At 37.1% G+C, this 20341-nt stretch carries 20 protein-coding genes; 16 read left to right on the top strand and 4 right to left on the bottom strand.

The genetic code is table 11. From position 1 onward, the window contains the following. Positions 1–39: 39 nt before the first annotated feature. The 4 genes from P0092_RS18295 to P0092_RS18280 form a co-directional block, all read right to left on the bottom strand. A complete protein-coding gene (locus P0092_RS18295) occupies positions 40–540 on the bottom strand; it encodes a DUF4489 domain-containing protein (protein ID WP_004622138.1) in 501 nt (166 codons plus the stop codon). 120 nt (positions 541–660) lie between these two features. Next, positions 661–930, bottom strand: coding sequence for a PQ-loop domain-containing transporter (locus P0092_RS18290; RefSeq protein WP_004622140.1), 270 nt, complete (start codon positions 928–930; stop codon positions 661–663). A 79-nt stretch (positions 931–1009) separates the two neighbouring features. Beyond that, positions 1010–1906, bottom strand: coding sequence for a polysaccharide deacetylase family protein (locus P0092_RS18285; RefSeq protein ID WP_004622142.1), 897 nt, complete (start codon positions 1904–1906; stop codon positions 1010–1012). A gap of 38 nt (positions 1907–1944) precedes the next feature. Continuing rightward, a complete protein-coding gene (locus P0092_RS18280; RefSeq protein ID WP_004622144.1) occupies positions 1945–2973 on the bottom strand; it encodes a M23 family metallopeptidase in 1029 nt (342 codons plus the stop codon). Positions 2974–3209: 236 nt separating this feature from the next. Here P0092_RS18280 and P0092_RS18275 point away from each other — a divergent pair, with 236 nt between their 5' ends. The 16 genes from P0092_RS18275 (at position 3210) to P0092_RS18195 (ending at position 19798) form a co-directional block, all read left to right on the top strand. Further along, entirely contained in the window at positions 3210–4094 is an 885-nt protein-coding gene (locus P0092_RS18275; RefSeq protein ID WP_004622146.1) for an amino acid ABC transporter substrate-binding protein, read from the top strand. Positions 4095–4301: 207 nt separating this feature from the next. Next, on the top strand, positions 4302–4934 hold the full coding sequence (locus P0092_RS18270; protein ID WP_004622149.1) for an amino acid ABC transporter permease: 633 nt from the start codon (positions 4302–4304) through the stop codon (positions 4932–4934). A 29-nt stretch (positions 4935–4963) separates the two neighbouring features. Next, complete coding sequence (locus P0092_RS18265) at positions 4964–5725, top strand: amino acid ABC transporter ATP-binding protein (protein ID WP_004622151.1); 762 nt, start codon at positions 4964–4966, stop codon at positions 5723–5725. A gap of 210 nt (positions 5726–5935) precedes the next feature. Continuing rightward, on the top strand, positions 5936–6475 hold the full coding sequence (locus P0092_RS18260) for a helix-turn-helix domain-containing protein (RefSeq protein ID WP_004622154.1): 540 nt from the start codon (positions 5936–5938) through the stop codon (positions 6473–6475). Positions 6476–6512: 37 nt separating this feature from the next. Beyond that, positions 6513–7559: a spermidine/putrescine ABC transporter ATP-binding protein gene (gene potA / locus P0092_RS18255; protein ID WP_004622155.1), complete on the top strand. Its 1047-nt coding sequence runs from the start codon at positions 6513–6515 to the stop codon at positions 7557–7559. A 2-nt stretch (positions 7560–7561) separates the two neighbouring features. Continuing rightward, entirely contained in the window at positions 7562–8389 is an 828-nt protein-coding gene (locus P0092_RS18250) for an ABC transporter permease (protein ID WP_004622157.1), read from the top strand. Further along, positions 8383–9204 (top strand): ABC transporter permease, encoded by an 822-nt coding sequence (locus P0092_RS18245; protein ID WP_004622158.1) that lies wholly within the window; start codon positions 8383–8385, stop codon positions 9202–9204. Before P0092_RS18250 ends, P0092_RS18245 begins: the two co-directional genes overlap by 7 nt. A gap of 1 nt (position 9205) precedes the next feature. Next, on the top strand, positions 9206–10255 hold the full coding sequence (locus P0092_RS18240) for an ABC transporter substrate-binding protein (RefSeq protein ID WP_004622161.1): 1050 nt from the start codon (positions 9206–9208) through the stop codon (positions 10253–10255). Positions 10256–10445: 190 nt separating this feature from the next. Next, a complete protein-coding gene (gene rbr, locus P0092_RS18235) occupies positions 10446–11033 on the top strand; it encodes a rubrerythrin (protein ID WP_004622163.1) in 588 nt (195 codons plus the stop codon). Positions 11034–11217: 184 nt separating this feature from the next. Then, positions 11218–12417, top strand: coding sequence for an iron-containing alcohol dehydrogenase (locus tag P0092_RS18230; RefSeq protein ID WP_004622164.1), 1200 nt, complete (start codon positions 11218–11220; stop codon positions 12415–12417). A gap of 246 nt (positions 12418–12663) precedes the next feature. Then, a complete protein-coding gene (locus P0092_RS18225) occupies positions 12664–13497 on the top strand; it encodes a methyl-accepting chemotaxis protein (RefSeq protein ID WP_004622166.1) in 834 nt (277 codons plus the stop codon). 75 nt (positions 13498–13572) lie between these two features. Beyond that, positions 13573–15570 carry an oxidoreductase gene (locus P0092_RS18220; protein ID WP_004622168.1) on the top strand — a complete coding sequence of 666 codons (1998 nt, stop codon included), beginning with the start codon at positions 13573–13575 and terminating at the stop codon, positions 15568–15570. A gap of 31 nt (positions 15571–15601) precedes the next feature. Further along, a complete protein-coding gene (locus P0092_RS18215) occupies positions 15602–16507 on the top strand; it encodes a prolyl oligopeptidase family serine peptidase (RefSeq protein WP_004622169.1) in 906 nt (301 codons plus the stop codon). Between the two features lie 46 nt (positions 16508–16553). Beyond that, positions 16554–16979 carry a DUF3237 family protein gene (locus tag P0092_RS18210; protein WP_004622172.1) on the top strand — a complete coding sequence of 142 codons (426 nt, stop codon included), beginning with the start codon at positions 16554–16556 and terminating at the stop codon, positions 16977–16979. A 336-nt stretch (positions 16980–17315) separates the two neighbouring features. Further along, positions 17316–17726 (top strand): iron chaperone, encoded by a 411-nt coding sequence (locus P0092_RS18200; RefSeq protein WP_004622174.1) that lies wholly within the window; start codon positions 17316–17318, stop codon positions 17724–17726. A gap of 239 nt (positions 17727–17965) precedes the next feature. Then, positions 17966–19798 carry an AMP-dependent synthetase/ligase gene (locus P0092_RS18195; RefSeq protein ID WP_004622176.1) on the top strand — a complete coding sequence of 611 codons (1833 nt, stop codon included), beginning with the start codon at positions 17966–17968 and terminating at the stop codon, positions 19796–19798. Positions 19799–20341 lie beyond the last annotated feature (543 nt).

Below are 20341 nucleotides of genomic sequence, written 5' to 3'. Positions count from 1 at the left end.
ATTTATTTTGCAGCAGCCAGAAGGAGAAGTGGATGGTGGTTAGCTCTCGACTGCTAATACACTTAACGTTGCATTCATAATTGAGGCTCCGGGAGTTATATCAATTATGGAATTAGTAGAGAGTTGTACAGAATAAGTGTAATTGCCGGGAGTCAACATTGTATCAACAAATTGGAAACTGAAGGATTCTGCCTCCAATACGTCAACAATAGTTGAGAACGTATAGGTAGGGCCGACTTTAACAGCTGAACCATCTTCAGATGAACGCAAAATCTCAAAGTTGAAGGTTACTGAAACCCCCAAGGGAAGGTTTATAATACTTGTAAAATGAAGTAAATTAGTAGTTCTTCTCAGGCCGTTTGTGTCAATGGTAGTAGATACTACATTAATCGGATCGGCAAAAAGGGTGGTGATTACGGGTAGAGGGCCAAGTCCTCCTGTATTTGAACTTAATACGACATTATTTCTCGACCAGGAGCCGGACGAACTATCAGTTCCTGCTGACCCACTAGAATGGAAATAGTTGTCACCATGTGGCATAAAATTCACTCCTTTAAATATTTTGTGATTTACATAATCATTTATAATATATAATATTAAGAAAAACTACAAAAGGTTACATAATTAGGAGTGAAATATGCCTAAAAAAACAGAAAATCTCTATTGATTTTCTGTTTTTTCAATTTTTTTATTCCTATAGTATAGACAAATATCTGTAGACACCATAAAAAGGTTGATTATGTAAAGTGCCAAAACAATATCTCTCTGATACAAAATTTTGTTTGTTATACCGCACAGGTAGCCGAATATCAGAATGTAAAGGAAGGCAATGCTTTTTCCTGCTGTCTTTCTGGATTTATAAGACCTATAAATCTGCGCAGGCCATGCCGCACCGAAACTTAAGAGCATTAGTGCTTCAAAAATACTCATATGTGATTATTCTCCTGATTCTCTAAAAAATGTGTCTTCTGCCTTGATAATTATACACCACTGGAAGAAAAATGGGTATCTATGGACAGAATTTTTTAAAGAAACTTTCTGTCGAAACTCCGTGAGGACGGTTTTTTCTCTTTAAGCCGTAAAGAACATCTTTTTTATTTTTATTGATGATATTAACACCTTCAGAGCAGGACAAAGTTGCCTTAAAGCCCATATCCTTTAAAATAGGTACTGAATCACTGCACATATAACCAAAGGGGTATGTAAAGGTATTTGGCTCAATACCCATAGTTTCCTTTAGCCTTTGCTGAAGTAGTCCAACGTCAGAGTTCAAAAGGTTTTTGTAGGCTTCAATGGATTCACCCTTGTTCTTTTTTGCTCCAGATCTGTTTTTTCCGTATTTGTGAAGATTAAATGTATGATTTTGTATTTCATATATACCTGAGTCATTCATATTTTTTATTTGTTCCCAGGTTACATAGGAATACTGTACATTGTTTTCAGGTATTCTTGTAGAGGCTTCGGTAAATTCCCCAACAACGGATATAACTCCTTTCATATCGTAGTTTTTGAGAATAGGTGTTGCATATATGTAGTTATTGTAATATCCGTCATCAAAGGTAAGCATAACAGGCTTAGTCGGTAGTTCACCGTCATTATGCACATAGTTTATAAGGTCCGTCATTGTAATTGAGGTATACCCGTGATTCTTCAGATACTTAATATCACTTTCCAGTTCTGCGGGAGTAATAACAAATTTGCCTAAATCCTTGGATTTGGGGATCGTGCCATGATACATTACTATTGGTACTTTAATTCCATTATCTTTACCCAAGCTTTCAAGTGCGTCCTCAAAAACGCTGGTTGTAGAGGACAGGATAAGAGCCAAAGGCAGTATCAGGATTAAAAAAACGGCAAAAACAATTAAAATGTATTTAATGATTTTTTTATTAAACAATTCATACATAAAAATACCTCCATTTTATATAAAACTTTTTAAAAGTGTTATTTTACATTTGATTCCATAATGTCATAAGTGCGGTAAAAATCACGGGTTTCTTCGTCCTTTGTAACTGCTGAACGATTCTTTTGAAGAAGGTTTACAATATTATATACATCAATCCAGATTTCATTATTGCTTTCCTTTTGTGATTCATCGAAAATAAGCTGCATACCAAAGTGAAGATGGGGTGTGGTAATATTGTTAACATTTTCACGCGTGCTGTAGCCTGTCATTCCAAGGTAACCTATAACATCTCCGGCTTTTACGGTCTTTCCTTCATAAAGGTCTGCATGGAAGGGTCTGTCTTTTCTTAAATGAGCGTAATAGTAGTATCTTTTCTTGTCAAAGCTGCGTATGCCTATTCTCCAGCCACCATACATATTCCAGCCCATAACCTCCACAACACCGGATTCTACTGCCATAATAGGAGTTCCGATAGAGCCCATTAGGTCGTTCCCCAAGTGCTTTCTGGAGAAGCCGAAAGAACGGCTGCTGCCAAAATCATCATAATGACTGAAGCTGTAGCCTCTGGCTATAGGAGAAAAGACTTTCAGACCATATTTTTTTTGCCAGATTGTCTTTTCATTATTATCGGGGTCTTTTACCTGAATGTCGTATTCACCTACGAAGTTACCAAGGATGGCGTCATAAGCCTGATAAAAATAGTTATAATGCTTCATATTTGCAGTAAGTTGCTCCATGGTCTGACCCTGATTCAGCTTATCGGCAAGCTCATCCAAATCCTTTGCTTTATATTTCTTAAAGTTACCGCCGTATTTAGTAGCGATATATGCCAGCATTTCAACCCAATGAAGTTGAATAGGCTTCTCATGGGATTTTACATCTATACTTAGTGCCCTTTCCATTGCTTCATAGGGGACATTATATTCCACCCATTTAATATAGCCCTCTTTATTTACTGATAACACCTGACCTGTATTATCCCTTAATAGTATTGCAGTTGATCCGGCAAGGATACAAACTATTAAACCGAAACACATTATTATTTTAAAGAACTTGGTTTTAGCCAAATAAAGTCACCTCTTAACCGTTTAATCAAAGACAAGTATCTACTAATTAAATCTATGCAGTACAAACTCAACATATCCTAGCAAATTGTTTTAAGTTAATAAATCCCAGTAAATTTATTAACTTATTACTTTACTTTAATAAAGTTATGAAGTAAAATAATGTGTAGAAGAAAGACGAAAATAGAGAGATAGAGAAAAAAAGAAAAACATTATTTTATTTGAAGGGATTGGTATTTGTGAAAAAAGGTAAATTAATCAAGGTTTTAGCCAGCGCCATGGCGTTGACGTTTTTAATTGCAGGTTGCGGGACTCCCGGAGATTCTTCAAGCAGTTCAAGTACAGCCAGTGAAAGTAAAGTTGCTGAAAATACAGCTGTTTCAAACACTTCCACTGGGGAGAAGTCATGGGATAAGGTAAAGGACAAGGGCGAACTTGTACTGGGTTTGGACGAGAATTTTCCTCCAATGGGATTCAGAGACGGAAATAATAATATAGTAGGATATGATATAGACCTTGCAAAGGAAGTTGCAGCACGTTTAGGTGTTAAGCTTAAAATTCAGCCAATTAATTGGGATTCAAAGGATCAGGAATTGAATACCGGAAACATCGATTGCATATGGAACGGTTTTTCCATTAACGAAGAAAGAAAGGCAAATATACTGTTTTCAGACCCTTACATGAAAAACAATCAGGTAGTTGTTGTAGCAGCAGATTCAAAGTTCAAAACTCTGGCGGATCTGAAAGGAAAGTCAGTTTCCCTTCAGGCACAATCAAGTGCTGCTGATGCAATAGATAAAAATACAGATTTCAAAAAATCACTAAAAGATGTAGTAGAACTCAAGGACAACACACTATGTCTTATGGATCTTAAAACCGGCAATACCGATGGTGTTGTTATGGATGAGATAGTAGCGAGATATCAGATTAAGATGAATAGTGAAAAATACAGAATATTGGATGAATCACTGGCTGCCGAGGAGTATGGAGTTGGTTTCAGAAAAGCTGACGTTCAATTGATGACAAAAGTAAATGATACCTTAAAGACAATGGCAAAAGAGGGCAAAATAGCTGAAATATCAAACGTATGGTTTGGTAAGGATATATCCATTATAGGAAAGTAATTTAAATGCTTATAAGAAAATTGATCATATTCGTAGACTTCAAAAAAGGGCTGATATAATATATATCGGCCCTGTTTTTAGGTGATAAATTGTGATATGGCAGTAAATAATGCAATATAAATGTAGAAAATTACTCTATTGTAATATAAAATAGATAGGCATGGGTGTAAAACCCGGCTTAGTTAATGACGGAGAGGGGATTTATCAGTGAAGCTGGTATTATTGTTATTGGATGGAATGGTAGTTTCTTTACAAATATTTGCATTAACACTTATTTTTTCAATACCTTTAGGACTTATTATATCCTTTGGTAGAAGAACAAAAAATATATTTATTAGATGGATTACAAGTATTTATATCTCAATAATGAGAGGAACGCCATTAATACTGCAGCTACTGGTGGTTTATTTTGCACCGTCCTATCTTTTTGATGCTAAAGTGGGAAGATTTACTGCTGCCGTTATTGCATTTGTACTTAATTATGCGGCTTACTTTGCTGAGATATTCAGAGGCGGAATCGAGTCTATTCCTAAAGGGCAGTATGAAGCTGGAGAAGTTCTTGGCTTTACTAAACTGCAGGTGTTTTTTAAGATTGTTTTACCTCAGGTCATCAAGAGAGTATTGCCGCCTATCAGCAACGAAGTAATCACCCTTGTTAAGGATACTGCACTTGTTTCAGCAATCGCTGTGGAAGAAATGTTCAGAGTTGCCCAAAACGCTTCCAGCAGGGTGTCCTCGGTACAGCCCTTGTTTGTTGCAGGAGTCTTCTATTTTATTATGAATCTTATTGTGGCTCAGGCGTTTTCATTTGCAGAGAAAAAGCTTAATTATTATAGATAGGTAAAAAGGGATTTATCCGGAGGTAATATATGGAAATGATAAAAGCAACAGATATATATAAAAGCTTCGATGGAAATGTGGTGCTTTCAGGAATCTCATTTGAGGTTAATAAAGGTGAGGTCGTTGCAGTAATAGGCCCGTCAGGTTCCGGGAAGAGTACACTGCTCAGATGTATTAATCTTTTGGAAAAAGTAGATATGGGTTTAATTACCGTAGAGGATGACGTAATGGTTTCTACCAATGCACAAGGCAGAGCAGTCTATGCAGATAAAAAGAAGCTAAGAAACATACGCTTGAAATTAGGTCTTGTATTTCAGAGCTTCAATCTTTTTCCTCATTATAGCGTTTTGGACAACATTATGGCGGCACCTGTAAGCGTTGCAGGGGTGAGCAAGGAAGAAGCCCAAAAAACAGCCATGGAGCTCCTTGTAAAGATGGGTCTTGAAGACAAAGCAAATGCATATCCATGTAATCTGTCAGGAGGTCAGTGCCAGAGAGTTGCTATAGCAAGGGCACTTGCACTCAAACCTGATGTTCTGTTTTTTGATGAGCCAACATCTGCGCTTGACCCACAGCTTACAAACGAGGTGCTTAAAGTTATCAGACAGCTTGCTGAAGAACATATGACAATGGTGGTTGTAACCCATGAAATGAATTTTGCAAGGGAAGTTGCAGACAGAGTTATTTTTATGGATGGTGGCATTATTGTAGAAGAAGGTAAGCCGGAGGACATATTTACTAATCCTAAGAAGGAAAGAACAAGGGCATTTATAAGAGGTTTCATCGGGTAGTAAATGTAAATTTATGTAAAGCAGTTGCGCGTTTAAAATACGTGTAACTGCTTTTTTAGCGGTTAAAAAGCTATCATTTTAGTGTAGAGTGTATATTTATGCAAAAAAATGTTAGATTTTATTGACACTGTTAATAGAATGTGATATACATTTATTTGTTGTTTAATTGAAGTAAACAAAAAGTTTACTTATGCTAAATGAGGAATGTCAATGAATATCGGTGAAAAAATAAAACAGCTAAGAGTAAAAAATGGTCTTACGCAAGAAGAACTTGCCGGAAGGTGTGAATTGTCAAAAGGCTTTATATCCCAGCTAGAGAGGGATTTGACTTCTCCGTCGATTGCAACCCTGATTGATATTCTGGAATCACTGGGAACCAACATAAAGGACTTCTTCAACGAGTCTGTAAATGAAAAGGTTGTTTTTAAAAAAGATGATGTTTTTACTAAAGAAGACAAGGATTCTGGTTACGTGATACACTGGCTTGTTTCAAATGCTCAGAAGAATGCCATGGAGCCTATTCTTATAAAGTTGGACCCGGGAGGGAGTTCAGAGCTTGATAACCCCCACGATGGTGAGGAATTCGGATATGTTGTCAGCGGAGGTGTGACTGTTTATCTGGGTACACAGAAGTACAAGGTAAAAAAAGGAGAATGTTTCTACTTTAAACCTGTCACAACCCATAAAATAGTTAATTCAGCCAAGAGCCAGTCCGTTGTTTTATGGGTATCATCACCGCCTAGTTTTTAAAAGTAAGTTAATGAGGAACAATTGTTGGAGGAAAAGAATGAGCGAAAATCAACCAATTATATTACTAAAGGATGTTAATAAAAGTTTCGATGATAGTCACGTACTAAACAATATAAATTTATACATACTAAAAAATGAGTTCATTACCTTTTTAGGACCTAGCGGCTGTGGAAAGACAACTACTCTTAGAATAATAGGCGGTTTTGAAAAGCCTGACAGCGGAGATGTTTTTTTTGAAGGCAAAAGGATAAATGACTTACCTCCATATCAAAGGAAGGTCAATACTGTTTTTCAGAAGTATGCGCTTTTTCCTCACATGAATGTATATGAGAATATAGCATTTGGACTGAAAATTAAAAAAATGGACAAAGCGACTATAAGTAAAAAAGTAGACGAGATGCTGGAACTTGTAAATCTTAAAGGCTTTCATAAGAGGTCGGTGGATTCTTTGTCAGGAGGACAGCAGCAGAGAGTTGCAATTGCAAGAGCTCTTGTTAACCAACCGGAGGTTTTATTACTTGACGAACCTCTTGGAGCGCTGGATTTAAAACTTCGCAAAGAGATGCAGATAGAGCTGAAAAATATACATAAGCAAACAGGTATAACCTTTGTATATGTTACTCATGATCAGGAAGAAGCCCTTACAATGTCTGATACCATAGTAGTTATGAATGCAGGCAGTATACAGCAGATAGGCACGCCTCAAATGATTTACAACGAGCCTAAGAATGCATTTGTAGCTGATTTTATAGGTGAGAGCAATATTATTAAAGGCAAGATGATAAAGGATTTTACAGTTGAATTTGCAAACAGGGTCTTTGAATGTCTTGACAAAGGCTTTTCAGAGAATGAAGAAATAGATGCTGTGGTACGGCCTGAAGATATTGGGATTGTAAGTGAAGACAAAGGTATGATATCGGGGGAGGTAAAGTCAGTTACCTTTAAAGGAGTTCATTATGAAATGCTGGTGGAAGCACAGGATTATGTCTGGACAATCCACAGTACTCAGATGGTAGAGAACGGCTCAAGAGTAGGTATGGTAATGAACCCTAATGATATTCATATTATGAAAAGGATGGGCTGATAATGAAAAAGAAGTGGTTGTCTTATCCATACCTTGTATGGATGGCTATTTTTATAATTATACCTTCCTTGCTCATCCTTTTCTATGCTTTCACCATAAAGGATGAGCAAGGTTTCAGATTTTCACTGCAAAATTTTTACAGATTTTGCGACCCCATATTTTTTAGTGTTTTGTTCAAGTCACTCTGGCTGGCTCTTTTAAGTACCTTTGTGTGTCTTATTATAGGTTATCCGGTTGCACTTATACTTGCCAGTAAGGAGTATAGTAAGAAGACTACTATGTCAATGCTTTTTATTATACCCATGTGGATGAACTTCCTGCTTCGTACATATGCTTGGCTGACACTGCTGGAAAAACATGGGATAATAAACTCCATACTATCATTTTTTCATCTCCCGACAATTAATATTTTGTACACAAATGGGGCTGTTGTTTTAGGAATGGTGTATAACTTCCTTCCATTTATGATACTTCCCATATATTCAGTATTAATGAAAGTGGATAACAAGTTGGTAGAGGCTGCACAGGATTTGGGGGGGAACTGGGTTACTGTGTTCAAAAAAGTAATTTTGCCTTTGAGTCTGCCCGGAGTTATGTCAGGGCTTACCATGGTATTTATGCCTGCAGTTACTACTTTTGTAATATCAAAGCTACTGGGAGGGGCACAATATACCCTGATAGGAAATCTCATCGAGAGACAGTTCCTGACGGTGTACGATTGGAACTTTGGCGCAGCGATATCTATCATAATGATGATATTCATATTAATTAGTATAGCAATTATGTCCAGATTTGACGAAGATAAGGGAGGAGGGGCAGCACTATGGTAAAAAAGATTATTATGAAGACATATCTTGGGCTGATACTGCTTTTTATGTATCTACCCATAGTAGTTCTGATTGCCTTCTCGTTTAACAAGTCCAAGTCCCGTGGTAACTGGACGGGGTTTACCTTCAAATGGTATGAGGAATTGTTCAGAAATTCCCAGATTAAGGATGCTTTTTACAACACTATTATAATAGCTCTGCTTTCTTCTGTAATTGCTGTTGTAATAGGTACATTGGCAGCAATAGGAATACATAGCATGAAGAAAGCAAAAAGGACCGCTGTAATGAATCTGACTTATCTGCCTGTTCTGAATCCAGACATAGTTACGGGGGTTTCCCTTATGCTGATGTTTGTATTCATAGGTACTTTTGTCAAAATGCAAATGGGCTTTTTTACAATGCTTCTTGCTCATGTGACATTTAATATACCATACGTTATTTTATCTGTTTTGCCAAAGCTAAAACAAATGAATACAAATTTATATGAGGCGGCTTTGGATTTAGGTGCAGGTTCGTCGTATGCACTTAGAAAAGTAATAATACCTGAAATAATGCCTGGTATTATTTCAGGATTTCTTATGGCAATAACTCTTTCAATAGATGATTTTGTTATAAGCTACTTTACTACCGGTTCGGGAGTTTCAAACTTGTCCATCACCATATATTCGATGGCAAGAACAGGGGTAAAACCAACAATTAACGCATTATCCACTCTTATGTTTGGCGGCGTATTGCTTCTTCTTTTTATAATAAATATACGTTCAGACAGAGAGACAAAGAAAAGGAAGTCAATTAAAACTGGTGGCATGGAGGTTTAATATGAAGAGAATATTAGCAGGTATTTTGGCAGCAGCTGTGATTGCTGGCAGTGCAGCTTTAACAGGCTGCGGAGGAGCTTCAAGCGATAAAACAACACTAAAGGTATACAATTGGGGAGATTACATCGGAGAAGATGTAATTAAGAAATTTGAAGATAAATTCAACATAAACGTTGTTTATGATACATTTCCTACGAATGAAGAAATGTATGTAAAGCTTAAAGCAGGTGGAAGCGATTATGATGTTGCCATTCCATCAGACTATATGATAAAGAAAATGATAAATGAAGGTATGGTTAATAAAATAAATCTGAATAATATACCAAACTACAAGTATATTGAAGAAAAGTTCAAGAATCTTTCCTTTGACCCCAAAAATGAGTACTCTGTTCCTTATATGTGGGGGACCGTAGGTATTATTTACAATAAAACAATGGTTAAAGAACCTGTAAACAGCTGGAATATACTCTGGGACAAAAAATATGACAAACAGATATTCATGCTGGACAGTCAAAGGGATTCTATAGCAGTAGCCTTAAAGAAACTTGGATATTCTCTTAATACTAAAAATAAGGCTGAACTAGAAAAAGCAAAGAATGAATTAATAAAACAGAAGGATATTGTACAGGCCTATGTTGGAGACGAAGTCAAGGACAAGATGATAATGGGCGAGGGAGCTTTGGCTGTAGTTTGGTCAGGGGATGCAGTATACATGAAGAACCAGAACAAAGATCTTGAATACGCTATACCAAAGGAAGGAAGTAATCTGTGGTTTGACTCAATGGTTATTCCCAGTACCGCAAAGCACCAGAAGGAAGCAGAAGAATTTATAAACTTTATGTGCGATACTGAGATTGCTCTTAAAAATACCAACTATATAGGATACTCAACTCCACAGACCGAAGTAAAGAAAAAGCTTGATCCTGCTTTATTAAAAGACATTGCAGCTTATCCAAGCGAAGAACAGATGAAGGGCTGTGAGGTTTTCGTTGATTTGGATGCTTCTATCAAGGATTATGATAAGATATGGACAGAAATTACTTCCAGATAAATTAATTTTTTAAGTTAAAAAGCCTAATGGGACGACTAATAAAAATAAGTCTGTCCATTGGGCTTTTTGTTTTTGAAAGATAATTACCCTATCTATAATAATGGAATTTTAAATACATTTCTGGATATACTGCATAAATTGCTTTTCAGAGGAAACAATATACATTAAATTTTATTATAGGAGGACAGCTATGGGAAAGTTATCAGGTACAAGAACTTCTGAAAATCTTGCTAGGGGGTTTGCCGGAGAATCACAGGCAAAAAACAGGTATACCTTTTATGCGAATTATGCAAGGAAAGAAGGGCACGTTGTTATTGAACAGGAGTTCAGACAAATAATAAAGAATGAGGAAGCTCACGCAAAGGTGTTCTACGATTTACTCATTGACGGGATGGGGACAGATGAGAACAACGTTAAAGTAGACGGCGGTTACCCCTTCGAGCTTGGAGATACACTTTCAAACCTAAAAGCTGCTGCTAATGGTGAACATGAAGAAAATTCAAATGTTTACCCTGCTTTTGCTGATGTTGCCAAGGAAGAGGGCTTTCCGCAAGTAGAAGCTGCTTTCAGAATGATAGCAAAAATCGAAGGTGAACATGAGAAAAAATTTAAACAGATGGCAACTGAACTTGAAAATCAGACATTATATAGTAAGAATGGCCCTGTGAGGTGGGTTTGTACCAACTGCGGCCACATACATGAGGGGGCTGAGGCACCTGGAATATGCCCGGTGTGCAAACATCCTCAGGGTTGGTTTGAAGTAGCAAAGCAATCCTAAAGGAAAACGGTTAAAATATTAACAAAGTTATGTATTCCTCTATTAAATTGAGATAAAGAGAGCAAACAAGGAAATATTGTGATAAAATATAGATAATGATTGTTGTTTTTTTAACAAAGTAGATATAATATTAGCATATAAATTAAAGTTAACAAATAAATTATAATAAATGGAGGGTAAAAATATGTGGGAAAACAAGATTGATATTAATCAGGTAGTGGAAATAAGAGCTAAAACAACAGCGTTTTTTGGTGTGGGAGCTATCAATAAAATGGCTGATGTTGCAGCAAACTTGTCCGGAAGAGGTATAACAAAAGTTATAGTTATGACAGGTAAAAGTTCGCACATTAAGACAGGTGCATGGGACGTAACAAAGAAAGCTCTTGAAGATAATGGAATAAAGTACTTATTGTACAGCAAAGTTACTCCAAACCCTACAGTTGATCATGTTGATGAAGCAACTGCAGAAGCAAAAGCATTTAGCGCTGAGGCGGTTATTGCAATTGGCGGAGGAAGCCCTATTGATGCAGCGAAGAGTGTTGCAATACTATTGGCTTATCCTGAAAAAAATGCTACAGAGCTTTATGAACTCAGCTTTGTTCCTGAAAAGGCGGCTCCTGTTATTGCTATAAACCTCACTCATGGAACAGGAACTGAAGTTGACAGGTTTGCAGTTGTAAGTATTCCTTCTAAAGAATACAAGCCTGCAATAGCATATGATTGCATTTATCCTTTGTTTGCTATTGACGACCCTGCATTGATGACTAAATTACCGGCTGAACAGACAATTTATGTATCAGTTGATGCTATAAACCACGTTGTTGAGGCTTCAACAACAGTAGTTACAAATCCGTTGGCTATACTTTTGGCAAAAGAAACAATAAGATTGGTTGCAAAATATTTGCCAATCGCCATAAAAGAACCTGAAAATCTTACTGCAAGATACTATCTTTTATATGCTTCATTGATAGCAGGAACTTCCTTTGACAACGGTTTGCTGCATTACACACATGCACTGGAACATCCTTTGAGTGCAGTAAGACCTGACCTTGCACACGGACTTGGACTTGCAATGCTGCTTCCTGCAGTTGTAAAAGAAATTTACCCTGCATCAGGAGAAGTTTTGGCAGAGATTTTTGAACCAATTCTTCCTGACTTTAAAGGTACCGCTGATGAAGCTGACAAGGCATATACAGGCTTAAGAAACTGGATTGAGAGTGTAGGTATAAAGTCTCACCTGAGAGATGAAGGCTTTGATGACAGTGTTGTTGATAAGCTTGTTAACCTTGCATTTGAAACACCTAGTCTTGACGGCTTGCTTGCTATTGCACCTGTTAAGGCAACAAAGGAATCAGTTAGAAACATTTATGTAAACTCACTTTAATAAATTATATAATAACTTATTATTTAAAAAACAGTAGTTGTATCTTTATACAACTGCTGTTTTTTTACATCTTATAAGGAATTATTAGTAAAAATATAATGAATTTGTCCAAGAAGTTATGTGTAGCCAAACTAGGCACATATTCTTTATTTAATCAGTAATTTTACTTTAAAATAGGAACTTTACTTAATATACAAATCAAGTATACAATTGTTGATATAAATATATTGTAAAGGATATGATACTATGCCAACAATTGTCATCGATAACGAGATCTTAGCTGCATTCACAAAGGTTATTCCTTATATGGCCGTATTTTTTGACAATGCAGCATCAATAGCTATAACGGATCGAGAAAGGTACATAATTAATCAAAGCTGCCCCGGTCTTCAGCTAAAGGCAGAGCCGGGTGATCCTATACCCGAGGGCGGGGCTGCCTATAAGGCAATTCAAACAGGCAAGATGACTACAAGTGTTGTTCCTAAGGAAGTTTATGGTGTACCATTCAAGTCGTATGCATTACCAATAAAAGAAAATGATACTGTAGTTGGTTGTATTTTATTGGGCAAAAGTTTGCAAAAAAGCTCTGATTTAAATGAGGCCTATAAAAATCAATCTTTAGCATTACATCATATTTCCGGCGCAATTAATGAGGTATCCTCCGGGTTGCAGGATGTTGTGGCAATGAGCAATGAAATTCAGAAAGAAGCTAATGAAGCAGATGAGAATACAGGGACTACTGATGAAATACTTAGTTTTATAAGGGGTATTGCATCACAGACAAATTTGTTGGGCCTAAATGCAGCCATTGAAGCAGCACGAGCCGGAGAACACGGAAAAGGGTTTAATATAGTTGCTCAGGAGATTCGTAAATTAGCAAGCTCAACAAATGATTCCATAAAGCAAATTGATTTTGTACTAAAGCAAATTAAAAATTCTATTAAAGAAATAAGTACAAAGATAAATACTGCAAATGATATTTATCAATCCCAAGCAACTTCTTTTGAAGAGATAGTGGCTTCAGTGGAAGAGTTGACTTTATCTGCAAAGGTACTGGAAAATATGTCTAATGATATATAATTTTAGTAATAATATAACTAGTATAAGATAAAATTTACATAATATATAAATAACTAAGTAAGGTTGGGGAATTCTATGTTAAAAAAATATCAGAAATTATTTGAAACTATTAAAATTGGTTCTGTAGAAATGAAAAATCGGTTTGCTATGGCTCCAATGGGGCCTTTAGGTTTGGCAGATGCGGAGGGCGGTTTCAATCATAGGGGCATCGACTACTACACTGCTCGTGCCAAAGGCGGAACAGGATTGATTATTACCGGAGTTACCTTCGTAGATAATGAGATTGAAGAACATGGAATGCCAAATGTACCATGTTCTACTCACAATCCTGTACATTTTATTCGTACTTCCAGAGAGATGACAGAGCGCATTCACGCTTATGACGCTAAGATTTTTTTACAACTTAGCGGAGGCTTTGGCAGAGTAACCATTCCGACGAACTTGGGGGAATATCCTCCTGTTGCACCTTCACCGATTAAACACAGGTGGTTGGATAAGACTTGCCGTGAACTGACTGTTGAGGAGATAAAGTCCATAATTAAGAAATTCGGAGACGGTGCCTATAACGCAAAACGTGCAGGGTTTGACGGTGTTCAGATACATGCCGTACACGAAGGCTATCTTATCGACCAGTTTGCAATTTCTTTTTTCAATCATCGTACCGATGAATACGGAGGATGTCTTGAGAACAGGCTTAGGTTTGCCAGAGAAATTGTTGAAGAGATTAAGAAGAGATGCGGCGAGGACTTTCCCGTTACATTGAGGTACAGTCCTAAGAGCTTTATTAAAGATTGGCGTGAAGGAGCTTTGCCAGGGGAAGAGTTTGAGGAAAAAGGCAGAGATATACCCGAAGGTATTGAAGCTGCAAAATTGTTGGTTTCCTATGGGTATGATGCCCTTGACGTAGATGTCGGTTCATATGATTCCTGGTGGTGGAGTCATCCTCCAATGTATCAGGAAAAGGGACTATATATACCTTACGCTAAAATTGTAAAAGAGGCCGTAAATGTTCCTGTTCTATGTGCCGGGCGTATGGATAATCCTGACTTGGCGTTAAAGGCTATTGAGGACGGCGCTTGTGATATTATCAGTCTTGGACGTCCGTTACTTGCAGATTCGGATTTGGTGAACAAGCTTAGAGGGGGTAAACTAAAATCCATAAGGCCTTGTCTATCCTGCCAAGAAGGATGCATGGGACGTATTCAGGAGTATTCGGCTCTGAACTGTGCAGTAAATCCTGAGGCATGCAGGGAGACCATACATGGCTTGACTCCGGCTTTAAAGAGCAAAACAGTGCTTATAGCAGGTGGGGGAGTAGCGGGTTGTGAAGCAGCCAGAGTTCTTGCACTTCGTGGACACAAGCCTGTTGTGTACGAAAAGCGCAGCCGTCTGGGAGGCAATTTGATACCCGGAGGTACGCCGGACTTTAAAGAAGATGATCTTTTATTGGTAGCTTGGTATGAGGAAACTCTTAAAGATTTGGGAGTAGAGGTGAACTGTAATACTGAGTTAACAGCTGAGATTATAAAAAGCAGTGAAGCAGATACAGTTATAATTGCCACGGGTTCAAAACCCAAGATATTCAATCTTGGAGAATATAATAATGTGTTTACTGCGGAAGATGTTCTTCTGGAAAAAGTAAATTCAGGCAATGAAGTGATTGTTGTGGGAGGTGGCTTGGTTGGTTGTGAGCTTGCACTCTGGCTTGCACAAAAAGGCAAAAAAGTCACAATAGTCGAAATCCAAAAGAAACTCCTTGCATTGAACGGCCCTCTGTGTCATGCAAATTCAGAAATGCTGGAGAGATTAATACCGTACAAAGGCATTGAAGTACTTACTTCTTCTAAAATAATAAAAACAACCGAAAAAGGTGCTTTGGTAGATGCTGCCGGAGATATCAGGGAGATATCCGCTGATAGTATAGTTTTAGCTGTAGGCTACAATTCCGAAAAGTCGGTTTATGAACAGCTTAAATATGATATTGGGGATATTCATTTGATAGGAGATGCACGTAAGGTATCTAACATAATGTATGCTATTTGGGATGCTTATGAAGTTGCCAGAAACATATAGGGCTAAAATTTAGAATGAAAGGGTGTTTAGTGTGGATAAGCAAGCAGCCTGTTTTGCAGCAAATGAAATGCCGGAAGGCACACAGGTTTTATTCGGTGAATTTTCTGAAGGCGGGAAGTACTATTCATGTACATACCTAAAGGATATTACTTATGCTAAGTATGGTGAGTTGGAATTGAAATTGCAAGTAATAAAGCCTTGTCAGGATGGTAAAAAATTTCCTCTTGTAGTTTATGTGCAAGGTTCAGCATGGAGAAATCAGGACTTATATTGTGCTATACCAAATCTGTCGCATGTTGCGGCAAAGGGATATGTAATAGCAAGTGTTGAAATAAGAGATACCGATAAAGCTCAGTTCCCGTCGGCTTTGGAAGACGTAAAGTGTGCTGTAAGGTTTATGCGTGAGAATCAAGACACCTACGGAATTGACCCTGAGAGAGTTGCAGTATGGGGAGACTCGTCAGGGGGACATCTTTCATTAATGACGGGACTTACCGGTGGAGAGTACAATAACGGACTTTACGGTGAACAATCAGATGAAGTATCTGCCGTAGTGGATTATTATGGAGTTTCAGATTTACTTACTTTAGGCAAATACAATGATATTCTGGACCATGATTCTGCTGATTCTCCTGAAGGGTTGCTTATTGGCGGTAGAGTAAAGGATAATATTGAACTGTCAAAGAAGGCCAGTCCTGCTCATCAGGATTTGACAAAAAAACTTCCTTCATTTCTCATTATACATGGAGACAGTGATAAGATAGTTCACATCAATCAGAGTATTGAAATGTATAAGGCGCTAAAAGAAAATGGCCAGAATGTTATATTTTATAAGGTTGTTGGTGCAGACCATGGCACAGGAATATGGAATCCTCAGGTACTTAATATAACCGAACAGTTTTTATCTGCAAATCTTAAACGGCATGATAAACTTTGATTGAGGTGTCAAAGAATTTGATATCAACAAGTTGAGGAATAATCATATGAATTTTGAAGAAATATTAACAATAAATGTTAAAATACAAAGTGCAATTGATTTAAAGAATGACAATGGTGATTCAGTTGTAATGATTTCTTTTACAGGCGATGCCAATAGCAAGTACTTTGAAGGACAAGTACTTCCGGGGGGAATTGATACTCAAATTATAGGAAAGTCCGGTGACAGACATACCTTGTCTGCAAGATATATGCTTGAAGGAAAGGACTATACAGGTGAACCCTGCAAGATGTTCATAGAGAATAATGGCAATATGAACAAAAATCTGCAAGGTGCACTTTTCAGAACCTATCCAAAAATAATAACGGACAGTAAGGCTTTAGAGTTTATGAACAGGGATATTCTGGTCGGAGAAGGATTTTCGGCAGAGGATGGAGTAAAAATAGTAATATACAGGAAATGTTCTTTTTAAATCAAATGAAGAAGAGCAATCTCTTTGTGACAAAATTGAACAAAAGATTGAGAATATAGATGTTTATAGAAGCGAAAATGATAAATATCATATTGTAGGGAGAGATGTATATCTTTTATTCCATCATAGTATTCGAAATTCAAAACTTGCCAATAATCTTCATAAATTGGATGGAACAACAACTGTGCGTAATTGGAAAACACTAAGCAAACTTGCTGTATTAGCAAAAGAAATGGAAATAAGAAAAGATTAACAATGCAGGGTTTGGTATTAAAGATTTTTTGTGGGTAAAAATATGGAGGATGTATTTTTAGAGAGAGGGAAGGTGAAGGTACTATGTGGCAATGCACCGATTGTAAACGAGAGTTTAAGAAAACAAATCAAGACCACTTTTGCGGTGAACCGCCTAAAACTATTGATGCTTATATTGCTGCGCAAACGGAGGAGGTTCAACCGTTATTAAATCAGGTAAGAGATACGCTTCGTGCCACACTCCCAAATGCTGAAGAACGTATCGCTTGGAGTATGCCAACTTACTGGCGTAAACAAAATATAGTCCACTTTGCGGCATTCAAAAAGCACATGGGGCTATACCCGGGTGATAAGGCTGTTGCACATTTCAGTGACAGGCTCACAGAATATAAAACAAGCAAAGGCGCTATACAGTTTCCTTACAACAAACCATTACCACTCCTGCTTATTGCTGAAATAGCAAAATGGAGTTACGATACCGGAAAACATGACTAAAAGGTAGTGCATTATTTTAATAATAGATTCATTGAGGCCCTTTAAAACGTAATTCTTTTAATGTCTGCAAGGGATAACAGCAGATAATCCGGTATCATATTACATTGAATATTATTTCCGTAAATTTGGAAAGTTATAAGTAAATATATTTTGTTGTAGTATTGATTGAAAAGGAATACAATAATATAATTATAACCAGGTAATAATTATATTATTGTATCTTAATTTCAGGAGGGCATATGGCCAAAAAGGGAATCTCCATAACTAACGAAAAGGAAAAAAGAATTGTAAAGGGTCTCGGGTATTATGAAATCAGTCCCGTAGATAATATCAAGGAACTACTTAAAACAAGCATAAACACATTCGGGGATAAAACTGCATTTATATATAAATCAGGGGCAGACACCATTACCAAATCATACAAGAGCTTTGGGGCTGAAGTAGCTGCCATAGGTACAGCACTGCATAAGCTGGGCTTAAAGGACAAAAGGATAGCAGTGATAGGCGAAAACCGTTATGAATGGGCAGTTAGTTTTTTCTCAATTACATGTGGTACGGGAATAGCAGTCCCCTTGGATAAGCACCTTCCTGAAGTTGAAATTGAGAAGCTTATTATCAGAGGAGAAGTAGATGCAATATTTTACAGCAGTCACTTTGACGCTCAGATGCGCAGTCTGGCAGATAGGATGAAAAGCATCAGATACTTTATATGTATGGATAATATAGGTGAAGATTACCCTTCTTCCTTTACAACTATAGACCGACTTGTTGCACAGGGTGAAGACCTTATGAAAAATGGCGACAGAAGCTTTACGGATGCAGCGGTAGATTCAGAAAAGCTGTCTGTTCTGCTTTTTACCTCAGGTACAACCAGCATGTCAAAGGGTGTAATGCTGAACCAGCGTAATATTTGCTCAGACGTAAGTGCTGTTTCTTCTGCAATAAAAGTTCTTCCTAATGACGTGCATCTTTCAGTATTACCTTTGCATCACACTTTTGAATTATCTATAGGAATGCTATTTATGGTAAAAAACGGTGTATGCATTGCTTATAGCGAGGGAATAAAGCATATTGCTAAAAATTTGAAGGAATTTAATGTAACTATTTTAGTAGTAGTTCCTGCAATATTGGAAGCCATGTATAAAAAAATGAAGGACGGCATTAAAAAGTCAGGAAAGGCGAAGCAGATTGCAATGCTTGCTAAGGTTTCAAAAGGACTCAGCAGCATTAAAATAGATATAAGAAGAAAGCTATTCAAAAGAATTTTAGAGCAATTGGGACCGGGGTTGAGGCTTGCCGTGTCAGGTGCCGCACCTATAGACAAGGAAATAATAGAGGGCTTTGACATGCTGGGCTTAAAGGTTATACAAGGCTATGGCTTAACTGAGACGTCACCTGTTGTTGCAGCCAATAATGACTTTTATAATAGGGCTGGAACCGTAGGACAGCCTTTATATGGTATTGAGGCAGCTATTAGTAATCCTGATGAAAATGGCATGGGTGAAATTATCACAAGGGGTCGGAATGTAATGCTTGGTTACTATAATGACGAAGCCGGAACGAAAGAAGCCATTGATGAGGAAGGCTGGTTTCACACAGGAGACTTGGGACATATTGACAATGAAGGCTTTATAACAATTACAGGCAGAGCTAAATCTATGATTGTCCTCACCAACGGGAAAAAAGCCTTCCCGGAAGAGTATGAAATACTTCTGAATAATATTGAAGGCATAAAAGAATCCTTTGTATGGGGGAATGAAGCCCCTGACGGAGATATACAGGTATGTGCAAAGCTGGTGCTTAATGAAGCTGTTTTAAAAGACAAATACGGAAGGCTTCCTTCCGAAAGCGAGTTAGCAGACATTATGCAGCAGGAGATAAAAAACCTAAACAAGGATATTCCACAGTATAAAATTATAAGATATTTTATTATGAGCTACGATGAATTGATTAAAACAACTACTCTTAAAATTAAAAGACCCGTTGAGCACAAAAAAGTAACGCAAGTGCTTGACGAGGCAGGGCTAAATATGAGAAAGGCTAATGGAAAGCTTTTTTTAGAGAGAAGATAAGCAGTACCTTAAATAAACATTAATATAAATAGATAAGTGTGGTAAATTTCTCTTGTAAAGATTAAAGGGACAATTTACCACTTTTTTGTATTCGCTTTAAAACCAAGGATAGTAAAGAGCTAAAAATATCACAGCACGCTTCCAAACATTTTCTTTATATATCCTAGGTATGTGTCCTATCTCCTCCACACATCATACGGTTCACTCGCCGCTCTCGGTCTGTCAAGCACGAGAGCGCTAGGGATTCTCTGTATTGCTACTCTTATTTTTATTAAAAATAACATATAGATACTCTCTAAATGATTTTAACCAGGACTTATGCAGTTACTCCCAATAAATGGTGTGGCATAAGTTGTTTAATAATCGCATCAATTTTTTTTGGGATCACATCAAATGCTCAAGCAGAAAGTGTCATGTGAAGTAATTGACATGAATTCAATATTAAATATGGATGACTTAGCCATATAGTCAATAAAAACTTTTACTTTATATTTATATTAACCATAATTAATCTATCCATACTGGAATGTAAAGTATTTAGTA

This window comes from Ruminiclostridium papyrosolvens DSM 2782, assembly GCF_029318685.1.
Classification (GTDB): domain Bacteria; phylum Bacillota; class Clostridia; order Acetivibrionales; family DSM-1351; genus Ruminiclostridium; species Ruminiclostridium papyrosolvens.
Note: the sequence above shows the minus strand (reverse complement) of the source record. Positions and strands in the feature narration are given on the sequence as shown.